The sequence below is a fragment of the Microcoleus sp. bin48.metabat.b7b8b9.023 genome (assembly GCF_013299185.1).
Taxonomy (GTDB): Bacteria; Cyanobacteriota; Cyanobacteriia; order Cyanobacteriales; family Microcoleaceae; genus Microcoleus.
This window is the reverse complement of sequence record NZ_JAAFKG010000027.1, coordinates 81,486-93,190: the sequence shown is the minus strand read 5'-3', so window position 1 is coordinate 93,190 and position 11,705 is coordinate 81,486. Positions and strand designations below refer to the sequence as shown.

The window sequence follows — 11,705 nt, the reverse complement described above, 5'->3', positions numbered from 1 at the left end:
CCAAATCTGATGAGATTGGAGCCTTTCCCAATGAAACCAGTTGTCTCACAGTTTTTTGCCTCGTCGTAGAGCGAGATCATGCCAAACATGACCGTGGAACCCCCCGCGAATAATTCATGACACTAACCGTATTCCAGGGGCGGTTCGCCACATACGAATTTGAGGTCAACAGGTTTCAACCGCCGAGTCTTATCTAATCAAAGCGGATTTTTAACATAAAAGAGCAGATTGGATATCAAACCGAGAAGCCGAAAATGTCTGGTAGAAACTTGAGCATCTGCTGGCAGCATCTTTAACACATCTTTCTCGGATAATAGGTTGAGATTCTCCTCTTTGGCAAAGAAGTTTTTGCCGAGCAATCTCAACAAAGCTCGAAACCAAGAAGGGGGAAACCAGTGAATTAGGGGAACAGCAGTGTGGAATTCTACGGGATACCAGCGGTTGGGAGTGGTGATGCAACAAGTTTTGCCGACTCGGCAAAGTTCTCGAACAAAAGCTTTTTGTTGAGTTCTATTGCCAACGTGTTCGATTACGGCAAAACTCACGACTAAATCGAAACTTTTGTCGGGAAATGGTAAGGTCAACCCGTCGGAACGGACGTATTTTAAACCGGGATATTCTTCTTCTAAAAAGGCAGCATCTTCCATGCCGACTGCGGTTATTTTATGGGGGTACGGATAGAGTTTTTCAAAGAAATTGCAATCTTCGCGACGGTCGGAAGTTACTCCTACATCCAGGACGGTTGTGTCGTCGCTGGGATTGGCTAATGCCAGGAGCAAATCAAACATTTTTTGGCGGGCGTACCAAGATAGTTTAGTTGCGAAACCGCCTAGCTTGGGGCCGATATACTCGCTGGAATTGTTTTCAGTTACTGTCATAGGATTTGAGATTTTCGATGTACAGATTAGATGGGTGAAGTCTGATTGTTCGTGACCGCTTTAACGCAGCATTTGGACAAGTCTGTCGATTCTGAATTTTAAATTTTAGATTTTAGATTTACTCCACAGATGAATTGGGTAGCTTGAAATTTGGTCTAAAGTCTGGGGATATCCACTCCAGGCGCCGGCAGACTGTATCTGTTTTTGGGCTGGTTCAAATTATCTTTGCTGACAATTGTAATAAGATTTGAGGTTGAATTATTTTACCTGCGTTTTAAGCTCAGAACGCTGAGAAAAAAGCTAGACAGAACCATCTGCAAACCTACTGTCAGGCACGTGAGGGAGGGAATAACTAAACGGAGAGTTTTAGAGGAGTCTAGAGAACCGAAATCTGTTTTGCTCCAGATAGTTAATGACAAGAACGAGCCAATTATTCCGATTAATATTAGCGTGATTCCCACGATCAATCCTGTCTCTAGGGTGACATAGCGAAATATTTTGTTGAGTTTGGGGTCTTGCGGTAACAGTTTCTCGCTGATGGCGAAAATTTTGGTGAAGAAAGCGAATGTTACGGCTTGAAAACCGACGATAATTGCGATCGCAGCATACAACAGCGTATGTACATCAAAGCTGATGCTCCCGATTTTTTGAGTACCCGGTAACAGCCAAATGCCAACTATTAAACCCAACACCATCAGCGCCGTACCGGGATACAGAAACAGCCACCGGGGACTGTACAGCAGCAAAAATCGGAGGTGCCGCCAGCCATCTCGCCAAGTTCGCAGGTGTGGCGGGCGGCTGCGGCCGTCGGGAGAGAGTACCGTTGGGACTTCAGTTATCCCCAACTTGTACAGCGAGGCTTTGACAACCATTTCGCTGGCAAATTCCATCCCCGTTGTTTGCAAGTCGAGTTTCAAAATTGAGTCTCTCCTGAAACCTCTGAGCCCGCAGTGAAAGTCGCCGGCGGGACTTGAAAAGAATAACCGCCCAACCCATGTCAGCACCGGATTTCCTAAATATTTGTGCAGCGGCGGCATGGCCCCTGGTTTGATGCCCCCTTGAAAGCGGTTTCCCATGACTAAATCGCAGCCTCCCCGCAATTTTTCGACAAAGGCGCCCAGGTGCGAAAAGTCGTAGCTGTCGTCAGCGTCACCCATGATAATATAAACTCCGCGCGCCGCTAGGATGCCTCCCATCAGGGCGCTGCCGTAACCTTTGGCTGCTACAGGTACGACTCGGGCCCCCAATCTGGTGGCGATATCTTGAGAACCGTCAGTGCTGCCGTTGTCTGCTATTATGACCTCGCCGGCAATATTAAGTTCGCGCAGGGACTTCTGTGCTTTCTCGATACAGATTTCTAAAGTTTCTGCCTCGTTGAGGCAGGGCATGAGTATCGAGAGTTCGAGACTGTATTCGTCGCTGGTGTTGGTCTGTTCTGCCATATGTTTGTTCCAGGCGTTACTGGCGATCGACAATACTTACTGTTCCAGTATCTATGCTTAAATTATTAGTGGTGAAGAAAACTAAACAAAACTTAATTTAAGTTTTTCCAGTTTTTAGGAATGGCAATTTTTGCTGTAATATAGGTTACTTAAACTTATGAGTAGAAGCGTTTTTCTAGTTTTGCTCGCTGCTATTTTGTGCAGTGTTGTGGGTCAATTTAGTCTGAAAGCAGGAGCAAAAATATTAGGGCCGATTGGCGCTGCTAATTTAGTTGAAAAAGTTATCGCAATGGCAACTCAGCCTTTGATAGTTGGAGGTCTGTGTTTGTATGCAGTTTCTTCGATCGGCTTTATCGTAGTTTTGTCTCGCGCCAACATTAGCATAGTCTCGCCTTTACTGTCAATTAGTTACTTGTTTACTGTTTTGGGCGGCAAAATTGTATTTGGCGAGCCTTTGCCACCACTGCGGTTGGTAGGCGTGGGGCTAATTATGACGGGAGTAATTTTTGTACTCAGAGGTCAGGCTGGGGGGGTGACTGGTGGCAATTAATACGATTTTAGATTGAATATTGAATAATTTTAGCGGTAGGGTGCGTCGCAATTTAAAATCCATAGTATAAAATCGATCGTTTCATTGCGACGCACCTATTTAGATTTTAGATTTTAGATTGAAGATTGAATAATTTTAGCGGTAGGGTGCGTCGCAATTTAAAATCCATAGTATAAAATCGATCGTCTCATTGCGACGCACCTATTTAGATTTTAGATTTTAGATTTTAGATTTTAGATTTTAGATTGAATAATTTTAGCGGTAGGGTGCGTCGCAATTTAAAATCCATAGTATAAAATCGATCGTCTCATTGCGACGCACCTATGCCATCGCGAATTGAGCAAACCAACTCAAAAATTATGTTGTAGCAACAGTTAAGATAAATGGTATAAGATTGATAATTGAGTGCTGAATTGATAATTTAGGTCGCAGGGTATATGTGAGTCCTCTGTTATGAAATAATCCTGCAATATAGCGGTTTTCAAGCGTGGTGAGGTATGCCCTCTTTGCCCTCTTTGCCCCATGCCCTGTTTGGCCGATGCCCTATGCCCTATGCCCATGAGTAACTCATTTTTTTGAGAAAGGCTATATGTCTCTGTCCTCTGAGTCTATGAATCCACATCAACTATTAATAAGTCGCACGGCAGTTCTTGCTACTATGCACCAAAAAGAACGGGTGATGGCTCCGATTTTGGAACGAGAATTAGGCGTCATAATTAGCGTACCTGCGGATTTTGACACTGACGCATTCGGCACGTTCACCAGAGAAGTTAAGCGTTTAGGTACTCAAATAGAAGCGGCTCGCCAGAAAGCAGAAAAAGCTCTAGAAGTTGCGGGCGAAACTCTAGCATTTGCGAGCGAAGGTACTTTTGGCCCTCACCCAATGATGCCGTATCTGCCAGCCAACAGAGAAATTGTAATTTTATTAGATAGAGCTAACAATATCGAACTTGTCGGCGAATCTTTGTCAGTGGAAACTAATTACAGTCACCAGTTAGTTGCAAGTATAGAAGAAGCCGAGTATTTTGCACAAAAAGCGGGATTTCCCGCACACGGAATGGTGGTTGTAGTTGGCGATGCTGCACTCGGTAAGGGTGAAATTATCAAGGGCATTGCGACAGAAAAAAAACTTTTTGATGCTGTATCAGCAGGCTTGAAAAAATCTTCAACTGGCAAAGTTCACGTCGAAACAGATATGCGGGCGATGTACAATCCCACTCGGATGAAAAATATTGAAAATGCAACTCTCGATTTAGTTAAAAATTTCCAGCAATTGTGCCCGGAGTGCGGTTGGCCGGGATTCGAGATTGCAGACAGGAAAATCGGGTTGCCCTGCGGACTTTGCTATTTTCCGACTCAGCTAGTCCGATCGCAAATTTATCTATGCAAAAACTGCGGTTATACTAAAGAAGAACTGTTTCCCGACGGTCGAGAGACTGCCGATCCCGGTCAGTGTCAGTATTGCAACCCTTAAAAATAAGTTACTAATGATAGCCGTAGCAACAGAACGCAACTGGAAACCCGTTATTAAAGAATTTGAGGCTGTAGTCGGCAAAAACGGCGTAGTGCAGCGCCGCGAAGAATTGATTGTCTACGAGTGCGATGGACTCGCCAGCTACCGCCAGCGCCCCGCCCTGGTGGTATTGCCGCGAACTACGGAGGAAGTGGCAAATGCGGTCAAAATCTGCGATCGCAATTCGATTCCTTGGGTGGCTAGAGGCGCAGGAACCGGGCTTTCCGGCGGCGCTTTACCTGTAGAAAACTGCGTGCTGATTGTCACCGCCCTGATGCGAAAAATCCTGAAAGTAGACTTAGAAAATCAGCAAGTAGTCGTACAACCCGGAGTAATTAATAACTGGGTAACGCAGGCAGTTAGCGGTGCCGGTTTCTACTACGCACCGGATCCTTCGAGTCAAATTGTTTGTTCGATTGGCGGTAATGTTGCTGAAAATTCTGGCGGCGTTCATTGCCTCAAATATGGCGTGACAACCAATCACGTTTTAGGATTGAAATTGGTACTTCCCGACGGTTCGATTGTCGATGTCGGTGGCGAAATTCCTGAGATGCCCGGTTACGATTTAACAGGTGTATTTGTCGGTTCCGAAGGCACTTTAGGAATTGCGACAGAAGTTACTTTGCGAATCCTGAAAGCGCCGGAATCGATTTGCGTTTTGTTGGCAGATTTTCCTAGCATAGAAGCAGCGGGCGAATCGGTTTCCGATATTATCAGTGCGGGCATTATTCCCGGCGGCATGGAAATCATGGACAATATCAGCATCAATGCTGTAGAAGATGTGGTAGCAACTGGTTGTTATCCCCGCGATGCGGCCGCAATTCTGCTCGTAGAAATCGACGGTTTAGAAGTGGAAGTTGCCACAAATAAACAGCGAATCGCCGATATTTGCAAGCAGAATGGAGCGCGAAATATCACGACGGCTCACGATCCGGAAACGCGGATGAAAATTTGGAAAGGGCGGAAAGCTGCTTTTGCGGCGGCGGGTCATCTCAGCCCGGATTATTACGTGCAAGACGGCGTAATTCCCCGCACGCAAATGGCTTATGTTTTGAAAGAGATTGAGGGATTGAGCAAAAAATACGGCTACCGGATTGCGAATGTATTTCATGCGGGAGATGGGAATTTGCACCCGCTGATTTTGTACGATAATTCGGTAAAAGGTGCGCTGGAAAAGGTGGAGGAATTGGGCGGAGAAATTCTCAGGTTGTGCGTGAAAGTTGGCGGCAGTCTTTCGGGGGAACACGGTATCGGTGCTGATAAGAAGTGTTTTATGCCGGATATGTTTTCCGAAGTAGATTTGGAGACGATGCAGTGGGTGCGTCACGTGTTTAATCCAAAAGGTTTGGCGAATCCTGGGAAGATGTTTCCAACGCCGAAGACTTGCGGCGAAGCGGCGAGGGCTAAGGTTGAAGCTATGAAAAAGTTGGAGGGTGCGGAAGTTTTTTAAATGCCCAGTTTGTAATGAGGACTTCAGTCCTTTGAGTTTGTAGTGAGGACTTCAGTCCTTTGAGTTTGTAGTGAGGACTTCAGTCCTTTCTTATATTTTGATGAAGAAGGACTAAAGTCCTCACTACAAACAATTTTTTTTATTGCTAACCGTGCTAATGTGCGATCGGCATTTTGATAACAAATTCCGTGCCTTTCCCCAATTCTGAAGTGCAATACAATTCCCCTTTGTGTCTTTCTACAATAATTTGATAGCTAATTGACAAACCCATTCCCGTGCCTTTACCAACGGGTTTCGTAGTAAAAAATGTATCGAATATGCGCTGTTTAACTTCTTCAGTTATTCCCGGCCCGGTGTCAGCAATTTTGATTTCTACAACATTGCCGGTAACTTCGGTACAAATTCTAATCTGGCGGAAATTTTCTGGCATTTCTTGAAAATCTTCCCTAATGTTCGGATCGTCTAAAGCATCAATTGCATTGCTGAGAATATTCATAAAAACTTGATTTATCGGCCCGGCGAAACACTCTACAAGCGGCAAATTTCCGTATTCTTTGACAATTTGAATTGGTGGCATTTCGCCGTTTCCTTTCAAGCGGTGATTGAGAATTAACAGCGTGCTGTCAATACCTTCGTGGAGGTTAACGGGTTTCATCTGTGAATCGTCGTGCCGCGAAAAGTTCCGCAGCGACTGCACAATCTGGCAAATGCGATCGACGCCTACGCTCATTGAAGACATGATTTTGGGTAAATCTTCAGCTAAAAAGTCGAGATCGTTCTCTGCTGTTTCTTGTTGAATCTCAGCGACTGGATTGGGATAATGTTGTTGGTAAAGTTCTAGGAGGTGAAATAAGTCTTGGGTATAATCTTTGAGGTAAGCGAGATTGCCGTGAATGAAGCTGACGGGGTTGTTGATTTCGTGAGCCACTCCGGCAATCAGCAATCCCAAACTGGACATTTTTTCGCTTTGAACTAATTGGGAATGAGTATTTTTTAGTTCGTCAAGTGCTGCTGCTAGTTGTGCTGATTGTTCTCTGCTTTGTGCTTCGGAATTTCGCAAGGATTCTTCGGCTTGTTTGCGATCTGTGATGTCTCTCTGTACGCCGATGAAATGAGTTAATTTGCCTGTTTTGTCGCGCACTGGAGATATTGATAAAGCATTCCAAAAAACTGTTCTATCTTTGCGGTAATTTTTTAATATTACCTGACATTCGCTTTCGGTTGTCAAGGCTTGGCGGATTATTTCTAATGCCTCGGAGTCGGTATCGCTTCCTTGTAAAAATCGGCAGTTTTTGCCGAGAATTTCTTCCCGTCGATAGCCTGTCATGCTTTCAAAGGCGGGATTGCAATAAATAATTGGATATTCTGGCTTGGTGGCGTCAGCAATGGTAACTCCGGTGCTGGTAGCGGCCATAGCCCGATCGTACAACCAAAGCATTTCTTCTGCGCGCTTGCGATCGGTAACGTCCCGCAACGTTGCTAAATAAGCCATTTCTCCCTCCCATTCCGTTTCCACCACCCGCATTTCTACTACAGCATTTGCTTTGTGCCTGCGAATAGCCTCAACTTCTGTTTGCACGACACGCATCCCTGCTGCTTCTGTTTCTCCAACTTGGGGAATAATATCCGTGTCCATTTCAATGTCGCAAGCTGAACCTTCTACTACCAAATTGCCAAAAAATGCTTGACCTAAAAGTTCTTCTGCTTTGCAGTTAAATAGCGCTTCTGCTGATGGGTTGGCAAAACATACAAGCCCTTGCTTATTGACGATTGCGATACCGTCAGCATTTTTGGCGATCGCATTCCGAAACCGAGATTCGCTAGCTTTCAAGTCCTGTTCTAACTGTTCAATTGCTTCCTGCATCTGTTGCATTTCGCAAATACTAATACTGTCAGATTGTCCAAAATTGGATTCTATGCAATCATCGGCTATTTTTTGGGGTAACTCTTGACAGTCCATTCTATTGTTCATATTTTTAGAAAGTGTTTTGTGGCTACTTCTAATATTACTGACCTTATTTCCTGAATCAGCTTCATGAAAAAACATATTTAAACCTACCATTTTTTTATTAAGGTGTTGCGATCGCGAAATTTTTATTTTAATCTAGGCAGAAAACAATTTCCCTTCGATGCTAACACATTACTTTTATGATTCATCCTAAAATATTTTTGAAATTTAATATTTATCTCCATGGAATGATCTATTCCACTTGAGTAAGTAATTTCAAAAACATCGGGATTTACGTAGTAGGAAAACTAACCATTAAGGCGAGAAATGGCTTCAATCAGCCTCCTAGGGGACAAAATAACACTATCGACTCCCCTGTTATAAATATTTAGAAGCAATTGCCAAGTATAAATTATTATATGATTTTGAAGTAAGTCCGCTGGCTCACAAGCAGGCTCATGCTTGAAGTCTCAGGAAATAATCACAATTACCAATTAGCAAATTATCTACCTGCCGCCAGATTTGATATAGAATGTAACCTGTCTATTTTTGCGATCGCAATTTCAAACCAATGGCACGTCTAGCACTTCTGAGCGTCTCCAATAAAACCGGGCTAATCGACTTAGCGCGCAGTCTAGTAGAAGAATTTGAATTTGACATAATTAGCAGCGGCGGGACAGCAAGCGCCCTCAAAGAAGCAGGAATCCCTGTCACGAAAGTTGCAGAATATACTGGTTCTCCCGAAATTTTGGGCGGGCGAGTCAAAACACTTCACCCGCGAATCCACGGAGGTATTTTAGCACGCCGCGATGTAGCGCAAGACATCGCGGATTTAACGGAAAATCAAATTCGGACGATCGATCTAGTTGTAGTCAATTTGTATCCCTTTGAACAGACTATTGCCAAACCTGGAGTTACTCTAGCTGACGCGATCGAGAATATAGATATCGGCGGGCCGGCGATGCTGAGAGCTTCAGCTAAAAATCACGCTCATTTGACAGTTTTGTGCAATCCAGACCAGTACAATACTTATTTAGCAGAACTGCGACAAAATGGCGCGGAAGCATCCTTAGAGTTTCGGCAAAAATGTGCGTTAGAAACATTTCAGCATACAGCAAATTACGATCGCGCGATCGCCAATTATCTCAGCAGCCAATCCGAGCCTGAATCGAAGCTACCACTGGAGTTTAGCTTATCGGGAACCGAGCGGCAAACACTCCGCTACGGCGAAAACCCCCACCAAGCCGCCACCTGGTATCAAAGCGGAACTGTACCGACAGGCTGGACAACTAGCACCATCCTGCAAGGTAAAGAATTGAGCTACAATAATTTAGTAGATTTAGAAGCAGCAAGGCGGCTAATTGTAGAATTTCCCGATACTCCCGCCGCCGCGATTCTGAAGCATACAAATCCTTGCGGTACAGCTTTGGGTTCGACTATTTCCGAAGCGTATCAAAAAGCTTTTGATACGGATTCAGTCTCAGCTTTTGGCGGAATTGTTGCTCTGAATCGCCCGATTGATGCTGCTACTGCAACGGCGCTAACTCAAACATTTTTAGAATGTATCGTCGCCCCAGGGTGCGAACCAGAAGCGGAAGAAATTATCAAGAAAAAGGCGAAAGTTCGAGTATTAATTTTGCCGGATTTGACTCCAGGGCCAGCGCAAACTGTTAAGGTAATTGCAGGCGGTTTGCTGGTACAAGAATCGGATAATCTAGTAGAAGAAACTAGCAAATGGCGCGCCGTTACCGAGAAGCAGCCGACTGCGGGAGAGTTGGAAGAATTGCTGTTTGCTTGGAAAGTGGCGAAACACGTTAAATCAAATGCGATCGTTGTGACGCGCGATCGCACTACAATCGGTGTCGGCGCCGGACAAATGAACCGCGTGGGATCGGTTAAACTAGCGTTGGAACAAGCGGGAGAGAAGAGCAAAGGAGCTATTTTGGCTAGCGATGGCTTCTTCCCCTTCGATGATTCCGTCAAAACGGCTGCCCAAGCGGGAATAATTGCGATCGTCCAACCGGGAGGAAGTATGCGCGACAAAGATTCGATCGCAGCAGCCAACCAACTCGGAATTACAATGGTTTTCACTGATATCCGGCACTTTTTGCATTAGGAATAATACCTATAGCTTTTCTTAATTGTGTACGATAGTGTAGGGATATAATAGTGTTCATTGGTCTTAACTTAAGTCTAAAAGCTTTGAATCTCTCGTTAGTATCCGAGTCTAGATCCCCCTAAATCCCCCTTAAGAAGGGGGACTTTGAAAACACTTTTATCGTTACTAAGACGGGAGACTTTGAGACTCTTGTCCCCCCCGACCTAAGGGGGGTTAGGCAGGGTGGTTTTATTGTCGTCAGACAAATTAGGTACGTTGTTGGGCTTCAGCCCTCTTTCCTAATCTTATAAAGAGGGCTAAAGCCCAACAACGTACCTTGGCCCAGACGCGAACCAACCTGCTTCTTAAGAGGGGCTAGCGGGGGATCGAGAAGACTGTGACACCAATCAAAACTGTTATATCCCTAACCAGTACCCAGTTGTATCCTTCAAAAATTATGACTTACAGCGAACAGCAAATTAAACCCCAAGACGTAAAAGTTAAAATCCTGCTTACCGGCGGACATCAGTGCACCATTACGCTCAAATCCGACACACCATTATTGCACAGCCTTGTCAAAGCATTAGTCGATCGCCCGCAACAGACAGTAGGTTTTTCCACCTTATTCCAAATCCCCATAGACGACGGGCGTTCCAGCCTTTCCTTTCCCGCCGAACATCTCGTCGGATTAGTCACCGAACCCCCAATTTTCTTGCAGCAACCGCAACCGCAGCAGCCAGCAATCCCCCTAGAAATTGTCCCAGAAATTCCCGCAGAAATTCCCGCAGAAATTCCCGCCCCCGCACCCGTAAATGACGATTTAATATCTCGCTACGCCCAAATAGATAACTTTTTGACAACCGCAGAAAAGAACAAACTAATTAAATATGTTTTAGCCAAAGAATCAGAATTTGTAACTACCAGTACCTCAACAAATGCCGAAGATTACCGTCGCTCAATGGTGCTCCACTCCTTCCCGGAATTTTCCACACTGATGGTAAATCGCATTAAAGCAATTCTCCCCGATGTGCTGCGTAAATTAAATATCCCAGAATTTGCGCTGGGTGACATAGAAGCTCAATTAACAATGCACAATGACAACAACTTTTACAAACTTCATAACGATAGCGGTTCGCCAGATACCGCCAGTAGATTTTTTACTTACGTTTATTATTTCAACCGAGAACCTAAGGCTTTTTCAGGCGGGGAATTGCTGATTTACGACAGCAAAGTCGAGAACAATTTTTATGTTGCAGATGAGACATTCAGAAAGGTTGAGCCTCGGAATAATAGCATTGTATTTTTTCTGAGTCGCTATATGCACGAAGTTTTGCGAGTCAACTGTCCCTCGAAAGCTTTTGCTGATAGTAGGTTTACTATTAATGGCTGGGTGCGAAAAGCGGATTGAGATGAGATTTGCAGGTTAAGCTGGGTGCGTAAAGCAAATTGATACACGATTTGTGGATTAAGATAAAACGGCGGTTGAAACCGCGTCTACAAAAACAAAACCCGCCTCCGCGGGTTGAAGAATGGACGGTTAACATTACGTTTTTTATTGACACCGCATTTTCTTTACACCGCGGAGACGGCGGTTAAAACCGCGTCTACAAAAACAAAACCCACTCCAAGCGGGTTAAAGAATGGATGGTTAACATGATATTTTTTTGTTGACACCGCCTTTTCTTCAGTCTGCGGAGACGGCGGTTAAAACCGCGTCTACAAAAACAAAACCCGCCGATGCGGGTTAAAGAATGGATGCTTAACATGATATTTTTTTGTTGACACCGCCTTTTCTTCAGTCTGCGGAGGCGGCGGTTAAAACCGCG

9 protein-coding genes are annotated in these 11,705 nt (G+C 44.7%); 5 read left to right on the top strand and 4 right to left on the bottom strand.

Features of this window, described 5'->3' with window-relative positions; genetic code table 11:
- Positions 1-197 precede the first annotated feature (197 nt).
- Complete coding sequence (locus tag QZW82_RS16680; RefSeq protein WP_293150055.1) at positions 198-878, bottom strand: class I SAM-dependent methyltransferase; 681 nt, start codon at positions 876-878, stop codon at positions 198-200.
- Positions 879-1,141: 263 nt separating this feature from the next.
- Positions 1,142-2,320 carry a glycosyltransferase family 2 protein gene (locus QZW82_RS16675; protein ID WP_293150053.1) on the bottom strand — a complete coding sequence of 393 codons (1,179 nt, stop codon included), beginning with the start codon at positions 2,318-2,320 and terminating at the stop codon, positions 1,142-1,144.
- A gap of 157 nt (positions 2,321-2,477) precedes the next feature.
- Here QZW82_RS16675 and QZW82_RS16670 point away from each other — a divergent pair, with 157 nt between their 5' ends.
- The 3 genes from QZW82_RS16670 (at position 2,478) to glcD (ending at position 5,833) form a co-directional block, all read left to right on the top strand.
- Positions 2,478-2,870: a transporter gene (locus QZW82_RS16670; protein WP_293150051.1), complete on the top strand. Its 393-nt coding sequence runs from the start codon at positions 2,478-2,480 to the stop codon at positions 2,868-2,870.
- A 589-nt stretch (positions 2,871-3,459) separates the two neighbouring features.
- Positions 3,460-4,344 carry a DUF6671 family protein gene (locus QZW82_RS16665; protein ID WP_293150049.1) on the top strand — a complete coding sequence of 295 codons (885 nt, stop codon included), beginning with the start codon at positions 3,460-3,462 and terminating at the stop codon, positions 4,342-4,344.
- 13 nt (positions 4,345-4,357) lie between these two features.
- The gene (glcD, locus tag QZW82_RS16660) at positions 4,358-5,833 is read left to right on the top strand and encodes a glycolate oxidase subunit GlcD (RefSeq protein WP_293150047.1); all 1,476 of its coding nucleotides are present in this window, start codon (positions 4,358-4,360) and stop codon (positions 5,831-5,833) included.
- Positions 5,834-5,987: 154 nt separating this feature from the next.
- On the opposite strand, the gene QZW82_RS16655 is transcribed toward glcD, so the two are convergent.
- The gene (locus QZW82_RS16655; RefSeq protein WP_293150045.1) at positions 5,988-7,805 is read right to left on the bottom strand and encodes a PAS domain S-box protein; all 1,818 of its coding nucleotides are present in this window, start codon (positions 7,803-7,805) and stop codon (positions 5,988-5,990) included.
- Between the two features lie 547 nt (positions 7,806-8,352).
- Between QZW82_RS16655 and purH the strand changes: the two genes are divergently transcribed.
- Both purH and QZW82_RS16645 read left to right on the top strand, forming a co-directional pair.
- Positions 8,353-9,897 (top strand): bifunctional phosphoribosylaminoimidazolecarboxamide formyltransferase/IMP cyclohydrolase, encoded by a 1,545-nt coding sequence (gene purH, locus QZW82_RS16650; protein ID WP_293150043.1) that lies wholly within the window; start codon positions 8,353-8,355, stop codon positions 9,895-9,897.
- Positions 9,898-10,336: 439 nt separating this feature from the next.
- The gene (locus QZW82_RS16645) at positions 10,337-11,287 is read left to right on the top strand and encodes a 2OG-Fe(II) oxygenase (protein ID WP_293150041.1); all 951 of its coding nucleotides are present in this window, start codon (positions 10,337-10,339) and stop codon (positions 11,285-11,287) included.
- A gap of 196 nt (positions 11,288-11,483) precedes the next feature.
- Here the strand turns inward: QZW82_RS16645 and QZW82_RS16640 are convergent.
- Positions 11,484-11,705 (bottom strand): hypothetical protein (locus QZW82_RS16640; protein WP_293150039.1); only part of this gene is annotated, 222 nt, incomplete at its 5' end.